Origin of the sequence: Haliscomenobacter sp. (genome assembly GCF_040403615.1) — a bacterium.
Lineage (GTDB): Bacteria > Bacteroidota > Bacteroidia > Chitinophagales > Saprospiraceae > Haliscomenobacter.
On the sequence record NZ_JBBAKG010000025.1, the window covers coordinates 56,405 to 76,539 of the forward strand.

Consider the following 20,135-nt stretch of genomic DNA (forward strand, 5'->3'; position numbering starts at 1 on the left):
AATCCGTTGGCTCAGAAAAAATGAATACTTATTTTTGCCCCACTACCAAATTTTCTTTCTGATGAAATATTTTTTCAGCATAAGCTTCTTTTTGATCGTAACGACACGCCTCCTTGCGCAGACGGAAGATCAGGCAACTGCCCAGTTCATCAAATCAGCCTTTCATCTTTCTGAAGTGATGCTGCACGATGTGGCCAGTCCGCCAGCTGCAGCCCGCTTCTACGCTTATGCTATGTTAAGTGCCTACGAAGTGTTGCAGCGCAATCAATCGGATATGCTTGCACTGAGTAAAAACTTTCGTGTTGTTCCCGAATTTGTTCAATTACCAGTTCCAGCAAATTTTAATCCAGCATTTTGCGCTACTTATGCCATGCTCGAAACAGGCAGGTTGATTCTGCCTTCCGGTTATATGTTGGAAGAGAAGCAAGGTGAATTGATCACCATTTTCCGAAAGAGCTACAAACTGAATGCCAAGCACCTTGAGGCCAACCGGCAATACGCCAATGAGGTGGCGGCGCAGGTGCTGGCTTACGCAAAGAAAGATGGCTACTTTTCGCTCAGCGTACTGCCGCGCTTTAAACCCAACACCAAAGAAGCGGGAAGATGGTATCCAACAGCTCCTGAATACATGAGCGCAGTAGAGCCTCAATGGAAAACCATTCGTACCTTCTTTCTCGATTCAGCCGATCAATTTATGCCTTACGATCCGGCACCTTTCAGTACCGAAAAGGGGAGCAGTTTTTTTAATCAGTTAGAAGAAGTGGTTACCATCTCCAAACAACTTACTGCAGAACAAAAAGCCATCGCTGGATTTTGGGATTGCAATCCGTTTGCGGTTACTTATTCAGGTCATGCCGCCATGGGAATGAAAAAAATTTCACCAGGTGGTCATTGGATCGGCATTACGGGTATTGTTTGTCGTAAGGCAAATGCCTCACTGCAAAAGACAATTACCGCACACACACTCATCGCACTTTCATTGCACGATGCCTTTGTAAGTTGCTGGCATGAAAAATACCACAGCGACCGCATTCGTCCAGAATCTGCGATCAACAAATATGTAGATGAAGAGTGGCGACCACTACTGCAAACGCCACCGTTCCCGGAATACACCAGCGGCCATAGTGTAATCTCCACCGCCAGTGCCGAGGTACTGAGTCACCTCTTCGGAGAAAACTTTGCATACGTGGACACCTCCGAGGAATATTTTGGATTGCCGGCCCGGTCATTCCAATCATTTAAAGCGGCATCGCAGGAGGCTGCCATCTCTCGCCTTTATGGTGGCATCCATTTTCGTGATGCTATTGAGGCGGGTCAACGCCAGGGCGAAGCCATTGGAAAATACATTGTTGAAAAAATCAAAAACGGGAATGCCCGTAGATAATGAAGAGCCTAATCGTCGGCAGGTGGCGGTTCCTGGTTTTTTTTAAGATCAGTTAATAAACACAAATACCATGACAAAAAAATCAATTCTATTCGCCATTGCTCTTGCAGCCATTTGGTATGCATGTAGTACCGAAGGGCGGTATTCTGATGCAATTCCGGAGGAAATCAGCTACAATTTCCATGTTCGCCCGATCTTATCGGACAAATGTTTCGCTTGTCACGGTCCCGATGCAGGCAAACGCCAGGCCGATTTGCGTCTGGATATAGAGGAATTTGCCTTCCAACCCTTGAAGGAAACCAAAGGAGCCTATGCCATTGTAAGTGGCAAACCTGAGGAATCGGAGGTATACAAGCGCATCACGTCAGAAGAGCCCGATTATACGATGCCTACGCCCGAGTCACACCTGGGAGCATTGAGCGGCCGGGAGATAAAAATCATTAAAAATTGGATAAAACAAGGGGGAAAATATGAGAAACATTGGGCTTTTACGAAACCCAAAAAAGCGCCTTTGCCAACAGTAAAAAATAAAAATTGGGTTAAAAATGAAATAGATTATTTCACCCAAGCCAAAATGACCGAACGCGGTTTGACGCCGAATAAAGAAGCAGATCCGGCTTATCTTTTAAAACGAGCTGCTTTAGACATTACCGGTTTGTTGCCTTCGATGGAATTGATGAACAAATTCGCTGCCGATCAGCGCCCGGACGCTTATGAAAAAGCCATCGATCAACTTTTGGCGACGCCGCAGTATGGCGAAAAAATGGCCTTGTATTGGCTCGACATAGCGCGTTATGCCGATAGTTATGGCTATCAGGACGATAATGTCCGAACGCAATGGGCTTGGCGCGATTGGGTGATTCATGCTTTTAACAAAAATATGCCCTATGATCAATTTATCACCTGGCAATTGGCGGGCGATTTGGTACCTGGTTCGAAAAAAGAAAGCATCTTGGCCACGGCCTTTTTGCGCAACCACAAATACACGGAAGAAGGCGGTATTATCCCCGAAGAGTACCGCATCGAGTACAATTTAGATAAAACCAAAACCTTTACCAAAGGCGTTTTAGCCCTCACTGCCGAATGCGCTCAATGTCATAGCCATAAGTACGACCCTATTTCTCATCAGGAATATTACCAGATGTTTGCTTTTTTTAACAACAGCAAAGAGGTGGGTTTTGAAGGCGACGTGAGCCAGTCGCTACCAGCTAAAAATCCTAAAATGACCTTGACAGATACCGAAATCAAAAATATTTTCAAATTTATCAATAAAAAAGATACGGGTTCGATAACGGTGTCCGTCATGGGCGACTTGGATACGGTACGTCCTACCTATATCCTCGATCGTGGAGCTTATGACAAACCCACAAAGGCTGTGAAACCGCTGGCTTTTGCCGCGGTTATGCCTTTTGACACCACGAAATTGCCACGCAACAGGCTTGGTTTGGCGAAATGGACGGTGAACAAAAACAACCCATTGACTGCCAGGGTTTTTGTCAACCATATGTGGCAGGAGTTCTTCGGCAATGGCATCGTAAGCACAACGGGCGACTTTGGGATGCAAGGCAATTTGCCAACCCATCCCGAACTCTTGGACTGGTTGGCCGTAGATTTCATGGAGCACAATTGGAACATTAAACGCCTTGTCAAACAGATTTTACTATCCGCCACCTACCGCCAATCGGCAAAAGTAAGCGACGAGCATTTGGCAGTTGATCCGGAGAATATCTATTTGTCCCGCTATACCCGCACCCGAGTCAAAGCGGAGTTTGTCCGCGATATTGTGTTGGCCAGCAGCGGTTTATTGCATAAAGAAATAGGCGGCCCCAGCGTAAAACCTTACCAACCCAAAGGCTTGTGGGAAAAGGCGAGCTCTGGCCGCGGCGTTTTAGCCAAATATGACTTGGACGAAGGTAGCGATTTGTATCGCCGGGGCATGTACACCTTCATCAAACTGACGGTACCACCTCCTTCCATGGTTATGTTTGATGCCAGCAACCGCGACCAATGCGAGGTCAAACGCTCCAAAACTAATACGCCCTTACAGGCACTAATCATGTTGAATGACCCCACTGTATTGGAGGCTTCTCGTTCTTTTGCCCAACGGCTTCTGACCGAACAAAATACGCTCGATGACAAAATCACCAAAGCCTTTCAAACGATCATTTGCCGAAAACCCTCCCAAAAAGAAAAAGCAATTTTGACCTCCTATTTCAAGGAGCAGTTAACGCTTTTTCAGAACAAAAAACTAGACGCTATTAAAACCCTTACCATTGGCGCTTCGGAGCTCAATAGAGCCATCGATTTGAACCAATCGGCGGCTTTGATGAAAGTGGTCAGTACGATTTACAACCTGGAAGAAGCGATTACAAAAAGCTAAAAAAACCAATCATGGAAAAAGAAATCTTAGAGCACGGTCTCAATACAAACCGTCGCAAATTTCTCTCAAAACTCGGCATTGGCATTGGCAGCGCCGCACTCGGTTCTTTGTTGATGCCCGATCTGTTCGGCAGCAATGAAGAAGCCATCATGACAGGTCTGCCGCATTTTGCCCCAAAGGCCAAACGGGTAATTTACCTGTTTCAAAACGGTGCGCCCTCACAGCTAGATTTATATGATTACAAACCCAAATTGAATGAAATGTTTGGGCAAGAATTGCCCGCCTCAATTCGCATGGGCCAACGGCTCACCGGCATGACCGCAAGCCAGGCCAGCTATCCCTTAGCAGGGTCTGTTTTCAAGTTCAATCAATATGGCGAGCACGGTACCTGGCTAAGTGAATTGCTGCCTTACACCTCGAAGATTGTCAATGACATTTGCGTGATAAAAACCATGCATACGGAAGCCATCAACCACGATCCAGCTTTGACTTTTTTCCAAACCGGCGCACAAGTGGGCAATCGCCCCAGTTTTGGTTCATGGCTGAGTTATGGCTTGGGCAGTGAAAACAAAAATTTGCCCGCTTTTTGCGTCCTCCTGTCGCAGGGCAAAGGCAACGGCCAAGGCGTGTATTCCAAACTTTGGACCAACGGCTTCCTGGATGCTACGCACCAAGGCGTACAATTCAGCAGCGGTGAAAATCCGGTGTTGTACCTCAACAATCCGGATGCCATTGATAAAGCAGACCGCCGCAAAATGCTCGATCAAGTGGCCGCCCTCAATAATGAAAGCTATAACACCTTTGGCGATCCCGAAATCCAGGCCAAAATCCAGCAATACGAAATGGCCTTTCGGATGCAATCGGCGGTTCCTGAAGTCACCGACTTGCGCAACGAACCAAAGGATGTGATTAAAATGTATGGCCCCGATTGCCTCATCCCTGGCACTTACGCCGCCAACTGCCTTTTGGCCCGCAAACTCTCTGAAAACGGCGTTCGCTTCGTACAATTGTACCATCAGGGTTGGGACGGTCATGGCAACCTCCCCGGCGAGATCAGAGGGCAATGCAAGGACACCGATCAGGCTTCCGCCGCTTTGATAACCGACCTTAAACAACGTGGTTTGTTGGATGAAACGCTCGTGATTTGGGGTGGCGAATTCGGACGTACCAACTTCTGCCAGGGCCCCCTTACCAAAGAAATGTACGGCCGCGACCACCACCCACGCTGCTTCTCCATTTGGATGGCTGGCGGCGGTGTCAAGCCGGGCGTTTACGGCGAAACGGACGAATTTGGCTACAACATCACCGAAAATCCAGTTCACGTCAATGATTTTCACGCTACAGCCCTGCATTTGTTGGGTCTTGACCATGAAAAATTGACTTACAAACATTTGGGCCGGCGGTATCGCTTGACGGATGTAGCGGGTAAGGTGGTGAAAGGAATTTTGGCATAACCTATTTGAAGTATGAAAAGGAACGAATTTATAAAAGCAAGCTCACTTGGGTTGCTCGGTGCCACATTGCCTATTCAGTATATGGGCAAACAGGAAGTCATTCTGGGGCACAACAACAAGCGTTACAAAATCAATACCCGCTGGAGTCAGGCAGATGCAGCACGGTATCCGGTCAACAATTGCCATGAAATGGTACAGGATAAAAAAGGCCGAATCCTGTTGCTGACCGATGAAACCCGCAACAACGTGTTGATTTACGATAAAAACGGGAAAATACTGGACAGTTGGGGCACAGAATACCCGGGCGCGCATGGATTTACATTGTTCCATGAAAATGGAGAGGATATGCTCTTCATCTGCGACAACAACCGGCATCAGGTCATCAAAACGACCATTGACGGGCGGGTTCTGATGACTTTGGATTATCCAAAAGAGAGCGGCGTTTATGCAAAAGCCGAAGAATACGTCCCAACGGAAACCGCCATTGCACCCAATGGCGACATTTACGTGGCAGACGGTTACGGCAAAGACTACGTCATCCAGTACAACTACAAGGGCGAATACATCCGTCATTTTGGCGGCAAGGGCGATACGCCAGCGCATTTGAGCAATGCGCATGGCATTTGTGTAGATCTTCGCGACAAGGTAAATCCTTGTTTAGTGGTCACTTCGCGCCTTCAAAATGCCTTCAAACGTTATGATTTGGCCGGGAAATACTTGGAAACGATAGATTTAAAAGGAGCCTGGGTCTGCCGTCCGGTTATCAAAGGCGAGTACTTATACGCGGCTGTTTTACAATCGAATAACAGTACCGGCGCGCAATCGGGTTTTGTGACCATTTTGGATAAAAACAACAAAGTTGTGTCCAACTTAGCCGGAAGCATGCCGCAATATCAGGGCAATCAGATCGAGGAAATGTACCAAACCATCAAGGCATTTCAATACCCGCACGATGTGTTGATTGACGACGAGGAATGTATGTATGTGGCGCAATGGAATTCAGGAAAAACGTATCCAATCAAGTTAGAACCCGTTATTTGATTTGCATGAAAAATTTGATTTTACCAACGCTGTTACTCCTCTGCACCGTTTCTACCAACGCTCAGGACAACTTCCAACTGGCTCGGCCTTTGCTGAAATACCCATCCGTATTTTTTACCAATGAGGTGGCCGTTGAAATGGCTTTTGCGGAAGCGAATACCCAAATACGCTATACTTTAGATGGGCAAGAACCCACCGAAAATGCGCCGCTGTATACGCAGCCCGTTCGGATTACCAAGGGGTTCACAACTGTCAAAGCGCGGGTATTTAGTAAAATTTATCAGCCCTCCGATGTGGTGGAAGCAACTTTCATCAAAGATGGTTTGCCGATAAAATCGGTTGAAAACACCCCGCCAAATCAAAAATACAAAGGTTCGGGCGCAATGACTCTGATCGACAATAAAGGCGGAACAACCAATATATCGAGCAATACCTGGTTGGGTTTTCAGGCGGATACCGTCGAAATTGTGATGCATTTACCCAAAAAAGAAAAGGTCAAAAACGTGTTGGTGAATCTTTTACGCGACTATGGCTCCTGGATTTTTTTACCCGAAAAAATAGAAGTGTATGCTTTTAAAAACAATGCATTTCAACTCGTTGACAACAAAGCATTTAAACAGGACAACAACATCAACGGATCTGCTTGTGTGGCCGTCGTATCTGCACTGAAAAACGGCATCAGAACAGATAAACTCAAGATTCAACTGTATCTGGTCAAACAAATTCCCGATTGGCACGCCGGAAAGGGAAACAAGAGTTGGATTTTTATAGATGAGGTAAAAGCGTATTAACACACCGTGTAGACTTTCCAAGTCTCTCAGAAAGCCTGGCTAATTTTGAATCGCATGAAAAACATAGTTTACAATATAACCTTGGGTATCAATTGCCTACTGGCCTTTCTCGTACTATTTAGCGAGTCGTTGGTTATACCATCTTGGTTGCAGGTTGTGGGGCGGATGCACCCTTTATTGCTGCATTTTCCTATTGTTTTATTGGTGATTGCCGCGGTTTGGGAATTGTTTTTACATAAAAAAACAACCACAAAGGAGGAATCGGGAAAAACCGAAATCGGCGATTATTTACTACTATCTGCTGCATTTACGGCGGCTTTGTCAGCCTTGATGGGCTTTTTTTTATCGCAGGAAGAGGGCTACAACGTCGAAGCGATTGCGTGGCACAAATGGACGGGCGTAGTCGTTTCCTTGGCCGCATTTGGCTGGTTTACGTTTAAAAATACCATTCGAGCGTCTGCATTGCTCTCGCGTTTGGCGAGTGGAGCGAGCCTTGTGGCCATTATCATGGCGGGGCATCAGGGCGCGAACATTACGCATGGCGAAGACTTTTTAACCGCCCCGCTACAATCCAAAAACGAGGAGGTAAAAGTGTCGTTGGAAGATGCAGTGGTGTTTACGGATTTGGTAAAACCAATTTTAGAAAAAAAATGTATAAACTGTCACAATAGCCAAAAATCAAAGGGCGAATTGCTCATGGAAACTCCGGAGCAGCTTCTGAAAGGTGGCAAACACGGCAAATTATGGAACGTAGATACCGCCGATTTGGGTTTGCTCGTACAGCGCATTCATTTGCCGATGGACGCTAAAGAACATATGCCACCCGCAGGAAAATCCCAATTGACCAGTGATGAAATAGATATTTTACACTATTGGATAAAAAGTGGAGCCGATTTTAAGAAAAAAGTAATCGAATTGGCCGATATCGATCCGTTGAAAATATTGGCTGCATCCCTGCTCAAAACAAGCGATGTAGAAACCTTTACCTTTGAAGCGGCGAATGAAGGGACGATTAAAAAATTGAATACCAATTATCGGGTTATCGCGCCTTTGGCTTTGGGTTCACCCGCATTAAGCGTTGATTTTTTCGGTGCATCGCAGTTTGACAACACGCAATTGAAAGCCTTGCAAGCCATAAAAAAGCAGATTGTGCAGTTGAATCTGAATAAAATGCCTGTAAAGGACGAAGATTTAAAAACGATTGCCGGTTTCGAAAACCTGAGAAAACTCAATTTGTCTTTTACCCAAATTACGGGTACAACATTAAACGAGCTTAAAAACCTTAAATATCTGCACACCTTATCGCTCTCTGGTACCAAGCTCAAAAATGCAGACTTAGCGGCGTTAAAAGACTTGCCCGCACTAAAAGCCCTAAACTTGTGGAATACCAGCGTTGCTAAAAAAGATATAATTGCTTTAAAATCAGCATTGTCTAAAACGACCATCGAAACGGGTTTTGACGGGGATACCATCATTGCCCAATTGAGCATGCCGATATTGGTCAATGACGACATTCAGGTTTTTCGGGAAGACACCAGAATCAAACTGAACCACTACGTAAATGGAGCGGTCATTCGCTACACCTTGGATGGCACGGTGCCCGATAGCCTGACCTCGCCCGTGTACACCGAGGAGGGCATTCTGATCAATAAAACCGCCGTTCTGAACGCCAAAGTCTATCTTGACGGTTGGATTAGCAGCGATACGCTAACCCAACAATTTTATAGGGCAGGTTTTATGGCAGATTCCATACGTTTGGTACAGCAGCCACATCCGCAATATTCGGGGAAAGGCAAGATGCTGTTTGATGGAAAATTGGGCGATAAAAACTTTAAAAGTGGCAAATGGCTGGGCTTTAAAGAGAGCTTTTTTGAAGGTTATGCTTATTTTAACCAGCCTATTCGTGTTTCAAAAGTCACTTTCAGCGCCCTGATCGATATTGGCAGTTACATCATGCCCCCGAAGGAAGTACAAGTGTGGGGTGGCAACAGCGCCTCGGATTTGGTTTTGTTAAAAACGATTAATCCTCAACAACCGGATAAAATCACACCAATGAGTTTACACGGTTTTGAATGTAGTTTTAACCCAAAACAAGTACGCGTCTTGAAATTGGTCGGAAAATCGATACAAAAATTACCAAACTGGCATCCGGGGAAAGGCGATAAAGGCTGGTTTTTTGTGGATGAGGTGTTTGTGAATTGAAGACAAAAAAATGAAGAGAATAATTTTTGCATGGCCACTTCTTGTCTTGCTATACCCCGCGTGGCCACAAGAGGTTATTTAATTCAATGGGATTTTAAACTCAAAAAAATGAGCTTTCGCATCGCTATCTTTTTACTACTTTCTACCAGCACATTTGCGCAAACGCAAAAGATGCCTTATAAGAATCCTGCATTGCCTATTGAACAACGCGTGAATGATCTGCTAAGCCGCATGACGGTAGAAGAAAAATTCTGGCAATTATTCATGATTCCTTCTAATACGGATGTGTTGACCACACCGCAAGATAAGCTCGCCTACAAAAACGGAATCTTCGGTTTTCAACTCAGTGCAGCTTCGCAAGGCGGCAACACGGCCGAGCAAATGATTACCTACAACGCCACCGAAAATGGTGAAGCGATCTTAAAGAAGCTCAATGCCATTCAGAAATATTTTGTAGAAGAAACAAGGCTCGGCATTCCTATCATTGCGTTTGATGAAGCACTGCATGGCCTCGTGCGTGAAGGTGCCACTACCTTTCCGCAAGCTATCGGATTAGCTGCTTCGTTTGATACACTGTTAATGAATCGAGTGGCAACGGCCATTGCTACCGAATGCAAAGCGCGCGGCATCCGGCAGATTCTTTCGCCTGTTATCAATATCGCTACCGATGTGCGCTGGGGACGAGTAGAAGAAACGTATGGAGAAGACCCTTTTCTCTCTTCCGAGATGGGTGTAGCGTTTGTGAAATCTTTTGAAAAGATGCAGATCATCACAACACCCAAACACTTTATTGCTAACGTAGGCGATGGTGGCCGAGATAGTTATCCGATTCATATGAATGAGCGCTACCTACAAGAAATAATTTTCCCACCTTTCAAAGCAGTATTTAGTCGAGGCGGTGCGCGCTCGGTAATGACGAGTTATAACTCGCTCGATGGAACTCCAAGTTCAGCAAACGACTGGTTACTCAATCAAAAACTAAAACGTGACTGGAAGTTTGGAGGTTTTGTTATTTCCGATGCGGGTGCTGTTGGTGGTTCACTTGTGCTGCATAACACATCTCCCGATTATGCCACATCAGGTGCACAAACGGTAAATGGAGGATTAGATGTTATTTTTCAAACTGCGTACGATCACTATAAATTATTTCTACCTGCATTCATAGATGGTCGTGTAGATGATAAGAAGTTAGACGGAGCAGTAGCTAGAGTGTTGAAAGCTAAGTTTGAGTTGGGCCTCTTCGAAAATCCCTACATGTCAGTTGAACAGTTGAAAAAGATTTCAAACGTAGATCAAAAGAAACTTGCACGGGAAGCAGCAATTAAATCGATGGTATTGTTAAAAAACAAGAATCAGACCCTGCCTTTATCGAAACAAATAAAGTCAGTTGCAGTCATCGGTTCTGATGCTACCGAAGGAAGACTAGGTGGCTATAGCGGTCCCGGTAACGGAGTAGTCACTGTTTTGCAAGGCTTGCAAAAGCGCACTGGCATTAAAGTGAACTATGCAATAGGTGCCGACCGCAACAATAAAGAGTGGGTAGTTGTTCCTGCGGACAATTTGAAATCAGTGACTGGCAAGAAAGGCCTAAGTGCTCTTTACTTTAAAAATATTGATCTCAGCGGAAAACCGTTGCTCACAAGGCAAGACGAGCAAGTCAATTTTCATTGGACACTCTTTGGCCCTGATGAACAACTAGGCAATAGTTTTTATTCTGCCCGTTGGGAGGGATTCATTACTTCTCCGAAAACCGAAGTGCTAAGAATCGGGTTGGATGGAAATGATGGCTTCCGCCTCTACGTTAATAATCAACTGCTTATTGATCGTTGGGAAAAAAAGACCTATACCACTGAGTTGGTCGATTTTAATGCTGAGAAAAACAAATCGTATCCCATACGAATTGAGTTTAAAGAAACCACAGGCAACGCGCACATTCGATTGATTTGGGACCTTGGTGTCACGAAAGTGTGGGAGAAGCAAATTGAGGAAGCAGTAGAAGTGGCCAAACAGTCTGAAGTGGCGATAATCGTAGCCGGAATTCACGAAGGCGAGTTTCAAGACCGTGCGTTTCTTTCATTGCCTGGTCATCAAGAAGAGTTAATCAATCGCGTATCGGCCATAGGTAAACCAGTAGTGGTGATTCTGGTGGGTGGAAGTGCGATTACTATGCACAATTGGTTGAACAAGGTCAATGCCGTAATCGATATTTGGTATCCAGGCGAGGAAGGTGGCCATGCGTTGGCAGATGTATTATTTGGCGATGCAAGTCCCGCTGGTCGATTGCCCATTACTTTTCCGTTGCACGAAGCCCAGCTACCCCTGGTTTATAATCACAAACCGACTGGTCGCGGTGACGATTACCATAACCTTAGCGGCCTACCGCTCTTCCCATTTGGTTACGGACTTACCTATACCACGTTTGCTTACAGCAATATGCAGGTCTCAAAATCGGCAATCAAAAAAACAGAACAAGCACAAGTCTACTTTGAGTTGCAGAATACGGGCAAGTATGCCTCGGACGAAGTGGTGCAGCTTTATATAAAAGACGATCTCGCCACAGTTGCCCGGCCCGTGTTGGAACTGAAAGGTTTTCAGCGTGTTCACCTTAAGCCTGGAGAGAAAACGATCGTGCGGTTTATGATTACTCCCAATATGCTTGAGATGCTTGATAAAAATCTTCAACCTGTGATCGAACCGGGAAACTTTTCTATAATGGTGGGAAGTTCTTCAAGAGCAATTGAATTAACGACAGTGTTGACTGTCACTGAATAATCGTTTTCTGCAAGGTCACTGCCTGTTATAATCCGTCAGTACATGTGTTTGCCCCACTACCAAGCTGGCATCCGGGAAAAGGTGATAAAGGCTGGTTTTTTGAGGATGAGGTGTTTGTGAATTAGGGTAACCATGTGAATAGCCTACATCAAACCTTGCGCGTCGTCTAATTTCTGAATCTCTTTTTTCACCTCATCTATCAGCTGTTGCTCGGAGGGTAGGTACAGGTGATACTTGCTGGCGATTATTGAATTGTTGTTTTGAGGGAGTGAGATTTTCACAACAGCATCGTTTTTATCGGTGCAAAGCAAGATACCGATGCAAGGGTTCTCAAAATCCTGTTTTTCAAACCTATCGTAATAATTGACATACATCTGCAATTGCCCTAAATCTTGGTGTGTGAGTTTTCCCGTTTTTATTTCGATCAACACGAAACACTGCAACAAGCGGTTGTAAAAAACGAGGTCTATAAAAAAGTCATCCCCTTCTATGTGGATTCTTTTTTGTCTGGCGACAAATGTAAAACCATTGCCCAACTCTAAAATAAAGTCTTGCAAATGGGTAATGATCGCCGTTTCCAAATCCTTTTCGTAATAACTTGCCTCACGTTTTAAGCCCAAAAACTCTAATACCATTGGGTCTTTGATGATTTCCTTAGGTTCTTGGGGTAGTTTTTCGGCTCTCGCCACTGCCAACACCGATTGCACATCGTTGCTCATCAGCAAACGCTCAAACAACAAACTATTGATTTGGCGTTCTAACTGTCTTGCCGTCCAGTTGTTTTTCTCGGCTTCGGCTATATAAAAGGCTCGTTTTTCTTCTTTGTCAATGCGAATGAGCAACTTATAATGCGTCCAATTGAATTGCGAACGCAGTGCGTTCGTATTTGGAAACATTCGGTAAAACTGTCGATTCATTTCCAACTGCCTTACCGAAAAGCCGCTCCCCATTTGCGGCTGAAACGTTGTGGAGATAGATTTTATCAGGTAAGTACCATAATCGGCGCGGTCTTTGCCTTGCTGCTCCTCTTCAAAGATGACCTTGCCAATTTGCCAGTACATGAGCACCCGCTCGGAGTCTATCGCCCGAGCTGCCTTTTGCTGCGCATTCGCGATTATCGCCTGAATATCTGCTATAATGGAAGGGTTTATCAGCATGGTCTATCAAATTCGACTGAGTAAAGAGGTGTGTTTTCGCAAACAAAATATTAAAAAATACAAAACAAAAACAAAAAAGTTTTTTAATGCGCTTTTTGAATGTTTTTTTTGGGGGCTTCCTGTCTGTTGTCCAAATTCTGTCTATTATGAGGTTTATGGGTGAAATTTCTGCTAACGGTCAGGGCTTTGCGTTCAGGCGGGTTTCGGAGTACAAAACTATCAATAAGCACTGAACTTAAATAGAAGTACAAAGCTCCAAGTTTGCACGTCATCCCGCCTGACGTAAAACCCGTGGTATTGCTCGCTTTCTATTTAATTTTTGCACATTTAGCTATTTTAAAAGTTCTTTGTTCACCTGTGGAGTCAATGAGTTGATAAATGTCTTCTCCTTTAATTTTAACTGCCGTTTGTCCAACTTTTGCAAAGTCGAGAATTTCTTTGTTTGGTTTTAAATTGTAATGATAGTCTACATATTCTTTAGTGCTGTCATTAAGTCTTATGTGAAGAGTAAAAAAACGTCCATGCATAAAATTGTCGTAATCAAATGTACTGATGTAAGTAATTCGTCCCGAAAATTCTTGTTCTATGTTTTCTCTGCACGCATTTTCTAGTACCTCTTTACCGGCTTCTTGCATGGAAAAGTAATATTTCACCCAAAATCCAGCATATCCTATTAGACAAAGAAGTCCGATTGTCAAAACAGTTATTCCATCTTTTCTTGTCATAATTTTCGTCTGCCAAATTATTTTTTTGATTGAATTCAAAATGTTAAGTTAAATCATCTCAACCAACCCCAAATCCCGAATACACCCTTCCCTCTTCAGGTACAAAACCCAAAACAATATCTTCAGCAGGAACACCCAACTTTACTAATTCTTCAGCAACTTCCGCTTCGGTCCAATTTTGAATGACCCATATTTTTTCATTTCGAATATCAAAGTGCATCATTACATCAAAAGAGAAAGCTCCTTTATGCCATCCTGTGCTGACCAACTGGAAGTGGTTGTGTTCACGATCTGTAATGAGCATTTTTTCCAATCCAGGAGCATTGGCATAAGGTGTTGATGCATATTCTTGCAAATAAGCCACCAACAAATCCTGATAATGCTTTACTTTATCCATTGTACAATGGTTTTGGCAGTGAGCCATCAGCCCCATGAACATATCTAATTGCTCACCGCTGACTGCTGAAAGCTCACAGCTCATAGCCAACCGCTCACTTCAACTCCGCCGATCCAAACAGCACCGAGAACGCTTTGCACCAGATCAAAACAAACTTTTGAGATTTAACATCCACATTATCTGGAACTGCAATCCGTACATTGCCTAAAGTCAGTTTGCTTGAAATTTCGGTGAAATTATCGGCTTTGAGCGAAGTAGAGAGGTAAATCCGCAGGTCAGGCCCATTATCCGTTTTAAAATTTTCCAACAACAGGAACCGCTTCCCATCCTTGTCTTTGATCAATTTTGCGGTGCCCGAAGCGCTATGCAGGCTAGAATTTATGAAAGAACCCGTGGCAAGTACCTGATCCGTATCGACTGGAATTATGGCATCATCAGCAACGTTGGGTTTGGAACAAGCCAAAGCGATGAGGCTTAGGGCTAGAATAAGAAATGACTTGTACATGGTACGGTATTTTATGTCTGGAATAGAATGATTGTCCCCATTTTAACGACATTCTTGCTCCCTTTGTTTCTCGTTGACTTGTCGCGACCGGAACAGTTTTACTTGATTTCCAAAAGTCTTTACTTGTAACCAAACTGCTTCAGCAGATAATCATCGTTGCGCCAGTTGTCTTTTACTTTGACAAAAAGCTCCAAAAAGACTTTTTTCTCCAAAAAAACTTCCATGTCCAGGCGGGCATCCATGCCCAGTTTTTTGATGGACACCCCACTTTTACCAATCAAAATGGATTTTTGGGTATCGCGTTCTACGAAGATCGTAGCCGAAATGCGGGCAATAGGTTTCCCACCCACGGTCTTGTCTTCCTTGAAATCCTCCACGATGACCTGGGTGGCGTAGGGAATTTCCTGGTGGTAGAGCAGCATGATTTTTTCGCGGATGATTTCGCTCACAAAAAAACGCTCTGGCCGGTCGGTGAGTTGATCTTTGGGGTAATATTCAGGCCCTTCGGGCAAATTTTCCTTCAGGGTACTCAGCAATAAGTCGGTATTGGTTTTTTTCAAGGCAGAGATCAGAATCAAGGTAGCTTGTGGCAATTGCTCGATCCAAAACGTTTTCAATTCTTCCAGCTTGGCCTCATCCACCAGATCGATTTTGTTCAACACCACAAACATCGGAATGCTGATCTGTTTGCGCAGTTGTACCAGGAGGTTGTCTTCGGGTTGGTAAGATTCCAGCACATCGGTGACCAATACCATGAGGTCGGCATCCTCAAAAGTGGATTGCACGAAGGAGTTCATGGCATTGTGCATCTTGTAGGCCGGCTTTTCTACAATTCCTGGGGTGTCGGACAACACCATCTGAAAATCTTCGCCACTCAAGATGCCGATGATGCGGTGGCGCGTAGTTTGCGGCTTGTTCGTGATGATCGACATCCGCTCCCCCACTAGGGCATTCATCAACGTGGATTTTCCCACGTTGGGGTGGCCAATGATATTGATAAAACCAGACCGGTGCATACTCTTACTTCTAATGCGAATAATGGGTTTACGTTTACTAAACTTTTAAAGTTTAGTAAACGTAACTATTCTAAAAGATCCCATCCCTGAGGCAGCTGCTTGAGTTTGCCGTTGACCATTTTGTCCAGAATCTGGTAAATGTCCGCAGGCTTGAAAGGCCGCCAGTTGATGTTGTTGAATTCTGGCCCAAAGTTAAGGTAATATTGCAGTTTGTTGTCTTTCATTTCTTCGTGCACGTGCTGAAGGGTGTTGATCATAACGATCCAGCCGTCTTCGTCCTTGATGTCTTCGTACCATTCTTCGTAGTAATCGTTGTCACCGCTGTGGAAATTCAGCACGTTTTCACAAATGAAAATGTAGCGGTAAATGCCTTTTTCGATCATAAAATCCACCAAATCCCGCTTGAGAAAAATGCTGTCATCGTACAGGCAATCGTTCCATTCGCCGATCATCTCAATGATGGCGTAGCCCTCTTCGTAATCGGCAAACAAGACTTTGAGGTACAAAGTATGCGAACCAAAAAAATCCCACTGCGGGTGGATAAAGAAGTTGTAAATCTTATTGGTGTAGTAAAATTCACTGTACTCCCGTCCATAAAATGGGGAGTTGATGTCTTCAGCAGCCAGGTAATCATCTCGCCAGCGGTAGTAAGGTTCAAGATCTTGCACAGTATCAAAAATTTATAATAAATATCTTAAAACAGGAAAAGCGGGAAAAGGGTTGAAAAAAAACAACCTAGCTTCTACGAAAATCGCTAATGTTGCGGGGATTATTTTACAAAAATAGCTCAATGTTTAAAATAGCCATCACCGGGCCGGAATCTTCGGGCAAAACGACCCTGGCAATTGCCCTGGCAGCACACTACCAAACGGCATATGTACCGGAGTTTTCCAGGTTGTACCTCGAAAATCACGGTGCAGCATACCAGGAGGCAGATTTGCTCGAGATTGCCAAAGGCCAGTCCAGCTGGGAACTGGTGTATGCCCGCGATGCCAAACGCCTGCTGATTTGTGATACAGATTTGCTGGTGGTCAAAATATGGTCAGAGGTGCGGTTTCAGGAATGTCACCCCTGGATCGAGCGGCAATTGCACCTGCATCCTTACGACCTGTTTTTGCTCTGCAAACCGGATTTGCCCTGGGAACCCGATCCCCTACGGGAAAATCCGCATGACCGGGATCAGCTGTTTCAACGGTATGTCAATGCGTTGGAAGACATGCATGCTCCTTATGTGGAAATTGGTGGCCTTTCTTTTGAACAACGGATGGCTTTGGCGGTTTCTAATATAGATCAGTTTTTAGGATTTGCAGGTTAAAAGGAAAGTTTTAGCTTTGCGACCAGTTGCGGCAACCCTTGCGGTTGCCTAAATACACAAGGCAACCGCGAGGGTTGCCGTTACTCTCATTTGGGGTGCCCTACCGTACGGGCTGAGATCATACCCATTGAACCTGGCCAGGTAATTCTGGTGAGGAAAATGAGCACCTTCGACAAACTTGCTTAACCGCAAGCCCCAGGTGCACGAAGGTATTACACTGTCAAACCCCTTGACGGTGATTTCCCACGACAATTGTCTTGGGTTCATTCTCTTGATCAAAAAGCCATGAAAGACATGCTGCTGCGATCAAGGGCTAATTTTTCATGCATGAAAATCAGATTTATTTTGTTGGCAATGCTCCTGGGATGGAGCTGCAACGCATGGGCACAGGTGAGCCTACGTGGAAAAATCACTGATGCCCAAGGGCAAGCGGTTGAAGGTGCCAATGTTTGGCTGGAAGGACTCAAACGCGGTACTACCAGCGATCGGTTTGGTGGATTCAGTTTGCCCAATCTGCGCACTGGCACCTTTCAGGTGGTGATCAGTTACGTAGGATACCAGGATTTGGTGGAGACGGTGAAGTTGGAGAGTACCCACGAACTTGCTTTTGTACTGAGCGAGAAAACCTACAACATGGACGCTCTCGTGGTCAAAAGCACCCGCTCTGACCGCAAAACACCCATGACTTACGCCAACCTGAACGCCGAACAAATCAACAAAAACAACCAGGGCCAGGACGTGCCTTTCATCCTGCAATGGACACCCTCGGCGGTGGTGACTTCCGATGCTGGAGCGGGCATTGGCTACACCGGCATCCGCATCCGAGGCACTGATGCAACGCGGATCAACGTGACCATCAATGGCATTCCGCTCAATGATTCCGAATCGCAAGGGGTATTTTGGGTCAACATGCCCGATTTTTCGAGTTCCACCAACGATGTACAAATTCAGCGGGGCGTGGGTACTTCTACCAATGGCGCAGCCGCTTTTGGGGCGACTATCAACCTGAATACCGCCAAAGTACGCCAAGATCCTTATGCCGAAATCAATGGTACCGTGGGGTCGTTCAACACCCTGCGCAGCAATGTACAGTTTGGAACCGGCCAACTCAAGAGCGGCTTCAGTGTAGACGGGCGCCTGTCCAAAATTACTTCGGACGGTTACATCGATCGCGCCAGTTCTGATTTGAATTCCTACTACCTTTCAGCGGCCTGGACGGGCAAAAAACAGTTGTTGCGCCTGAACGTATTTTCGGGCCACGAAATCACCTACCAGGCCTGGAATGGCGTACCCGCCAACCTGATCAATGATCCGGCTACCCGCACCTACAACTCGGCAGGGACCGAAAAACCCGGTGAGCCTTACAACAACGAGGTGGACAACTACCGCCAAACCCATTACCAACTCATTTTCAACCGGGCCATTGCTCCGGCCTGGAACCTGAATTTGGCCCTGCATTACACGCGTGGCCTGGGTTTTTATGAGCAGTACAAGGCTGGTGAATCCTTCTCCGATTACAACCTTCAAGCCCCCAATGACTCGATAGAAACCACCGATTTGGTGCGGCAGCTCTGGCTCGACAATGACTTTTACGGCGGGGTATATGCGCTGAACTACAACAAAGGCAAGGTTGATTTCAGCCTCGGCGGCGGCTACAACGTTTACGATGGCCGCCACTACGGCAAACTGCCCTGGTTGCAATATTCCGGAGACTATGTACCAGGGGACAAGTACTACCAAAGCACTTCTTTGAAAAAGGACTTCAACGTATATGCCAAACTCAATTACCAGTTGGCCCGCAGCTTGTATGCCTATGCCGACCTGCAAGCACGTTCGATCCACTATACATTGGAGGGCAATGATCGCCAAAAACGGGACATCAGTCTGGAGGATCAACTGGGCTTTTTTAATCCCAAATTTGGTTTGAGCTACTTACCCAATAGCCGTAGCACCTGGTATGGCTCCTTTGCGGTGGCCAATCGCGAGCCCAATCGGGACGATTACCTGAGTTCCTTATCGAGTGCACCCCGACCAGAACGCTTGTACGACACTGAATTGGGCTACAAATACACGGGCAAAAAAGGCGCACTGGAGCTGGCCTTCTTTCACATGTACTACCGCGATCAACTGGCCATCACCGGGCAAATCAACGACGTAGGGGCGCCCATCAAAATCAACATCCCACAGAGCTACCGCTTTGGACTGGAAATCAATGGCGGATACCAACTGAACAAAGCCTTGCGCATCCAGGGCAACGCCGCCTTCAGCCGCAATAAAATTGTGACCTTCACGGAATACCTGGACGATTACGACGCGGATTTCAATTGGCTGGGGCAAAAGGAATTTGTGCGCAAGCAGAGCGATTTGGCGCTCTCCCCTGCCGTGATTGCGGGCGCAGAACTGGCCTACTCGCCTTTCAATGAGGGCTCCTGGGCTGAAAAACAACACCTGAGCATCGCCCTGCTCAACCGCTACGTGGGCCAGCAATACATCGACAACTCGGGGGACAAAACGAATGTACTCAAGGCGTATACCTTCAGTGACCTACGCATCGTGTACCAACGCAATGGGCAGGTATTAAAGCAGTTCGAATTCAGCTTGTGGGTGAACAACCTGTTCAACACGCTATACTCCTCGAATGCTTGGTCGTATAGGTATTTGTACGGCGGCCAAGGGGCAGTGGATCAGGGCTTGTATCCGATGGCGGGAAGGAATTTGTTGTTGGGAGTGAAGGTGAGGTTTTAGGATACGATTAGGATACAATTTTGAATGACGATTATTTTTTTGTTGATTGTTAACGTTTTACGCAATTCACCAACCCCCAAACCCCTGGAAGGGGAGCAAATTTTCGGTAAGTAAAAACCTTACTTTTTGCTCAAAAGTAGAATATAGACCTAACAAAAGCTGGTCTCCCCTTCCAGGCAGGGTCGATTGGTTCTAGTTTTAAACCATTTTGGATTGGGCTGCGCCCAATCGTTTTTAATAACCGCGACGAC

At 45.6% G+C, this 20,135-nt stretch carries 15 protein-coding genes and 1 riboswitch; of the genes, 9 read left to right on the plus strand and 6 right to left on the minus strand.

The window, feature by feature from the left end; genetic code table 11:
• Positions 1–61: 61 nt before the first annotated feature.
• From ABW391_RS10270 to ABW391_RS10300, 7 genes are all read left to right on the plus strand, one after another.
• Entirely contained in the window at positions 62–1,384 is a 1,323-nt protein-coding gene (locus ABW391_RS10270; protein ID WP_353481768.1) for a vanadium-dependent haloperoxidase, read from the plus strand.
• Positions 1,385–1,454: 70 nt separating this feature from the next.
• The gene (locus ABW391_RS10275) at positions 1,455–3,764 is read left to right on the plus strand and encodes a PSD1 and planctomycete cytochrome C domain-containing protein (protein WP_353481769.1); all 2,310 of its coding nucleotides are present in this window, start codon (positions 1,455–1,457) and stop codon (positions 3,762–3,764) included.
• A gap of 11 nt (positions 3,765–3,775) precedes the next feature.
• A complete protein-coding gene (locus ABW391_RS10280) occupies positions 3,776–5,218 on the plus strand; it encodes a DUF1501 domain-containing protein (protein ID WP_353481770.1) in 1,443 nt (480 codons plus the stop codon).
• Between the two features lie 12 nt (positions 5,219–5,230).
• A complete protein-coding gene (locus ABW391_RS10285) occupies positions 5,231–6,259 on the plus strand; it encodes a 6-bladed beta-propeller (RefSeq protein ID WP_353481771.1) in 1,029 nt (342 codons plus the stop codon).
• A 5-nt stretch (positions 6,260–6,264) separates the two neighbouring features.
• The gene (locus tag ABW391_RS10290) at positions 6,265–7,050 is read left to right on the plus strand and encodes an FN3 associated domain-containing protein (RefSeq protein ID WP_353481772.1); all 786 of its coding nucleotides are present in this window, start codon (positions 6,265–6,267) and stop codon (positions 7,048–7,050) included.
• Positions 7,051–7,104: 54 nt separating this feature from the next.
• The gene (locus tag ABW391_RS10295; RefSeq protein ID WP_353481773.1) at positions 7,105–9,252 is read left to right on the plus strand and encodes a c-type cytochrome domain-containing protein; all 2,148 of its coding nucleotides are present in this window, start codon (positions 7,105–7,107) and stop codon (positions 9,250–9,252) included.
• A 108-nt stretch (positions 9,253–9,360) separates the two neighbouring features.
• Positions 9,361–12,024 (plus strand): glycoside hydrolase family 3 C-terminal domain-containing protein, encoded by a 2,664-nt coding sequence (locus ABW391_RS10300; protein ID WP_353481774.1) that lies wholly within the window; start codon positions 9,361–9,363, stop codon positions 12,022–12,024.
• A 143-nt stretch (positions 12,025–12,167) separates the two neighbouring features.
• On the opposite strand, the gene ABW391_RS10305 is transcribed toward ABW391_RS10300, so the two are convergent.
• The 6 genes from ABW391_RS10305 to ABW391_RS10330 form a co-directional block, all read right to left on the minus strand.
• On the minus strand, positions 12,168–13,181 hold the full coding sequence (locus ABW391_RS10305; protein WP_353481775.1) for a PDDEXK nuclease domain-containing protein: 1,014 nt from the start codon (positions 13,179–13,181) through the stop codon (positions 12,168–12,170).
• A 308-nt stretch (positions 13,182–13,489) separates the two neighbouring features.
• Entirely contained in the window at positions 13,490–13,906 is a 417-nt protein-coding gene (locus tag ABW391_RS10310) for a hypothetical protein (RefSeq protein WP_353481776.1), read from the minus strand.
• 58 nt (positions 13,907–13,964) lie between these two features.
• A complete protein-coding gene (locus ABW391_RS10315; RefSeq protein ID WP_353481777.1) occupies positions 13,965–14,387 on the minus strand; it encodes a XisI protein in 423 nt (140 codons plus the stop codon).
• A gap of 10 nt (positions 14,388–14,397) precedes the next feature.
• Positions 14,398–14,808: a DM13 domain-containing protein gene (locus tag ABW391_RS10320; RefSeq protein WP_353481778.1), complete on the minus strand. Its 411-nt coding sequence runs from the start codon at positions 14,806–14,808 to the stop codon at positions 14,398–14,400.
• A 119-nt stretch (positions 14,809–14,927) separates the two neighbouring features.
• Entirely contained in the window at positions 14,928–15,824 is an 897-nt protein-coding gene (gene era / locus ABW391_RS10325) for a GTPase Era (RefSeq protein WP_353481779.1), read from the minus strand.
• Between the two features lie 65 nt (positions 15,825–15,889).
• Positions 15,890–16,492, minus strand: coding sequence for a hypothetical protein (locus ABW391_RS10330; protein ID WP_353481780.1), 603 nt, complete (start codon positions 16,490–16,492; stop codon positions 15,890–15,892).
• Between the two features lie 122 nt (positions 16,493–16,614).
• On the opposite strand from ABW391_RS10330, the gene ABW391_RS10335 reads away from it, so the two are divergent.
• Entirely contained in the window at positions 16,615–17,139 is a 525-nt protein-coding gene (locus tag ABW391_RS10335) for an AAA family ATPase (protein WP_353481781.1), read from the plus strand.
• 81 nt (positions 17,140–17,220) lie between these two features.
• Positions 17,221–17,314: riboswitch (TPP riboswitch) on the plus strand.
• Between the two features lie 152 nt (positions 17,315–17,466).
• Complete coding sequence (locus ABW391_RS10340; RefSeq protein ID WP_353481782.1) at positions 17,467–19,884, plus strand: TonB-dependent receptor; 2,418 nt, start codon at positions 17,467–17,469, stop codon at positions 19,882–19,884.
• The last annotated feature ends 251 nt before the right edge of the window (positions 19,885–20,135 follow it).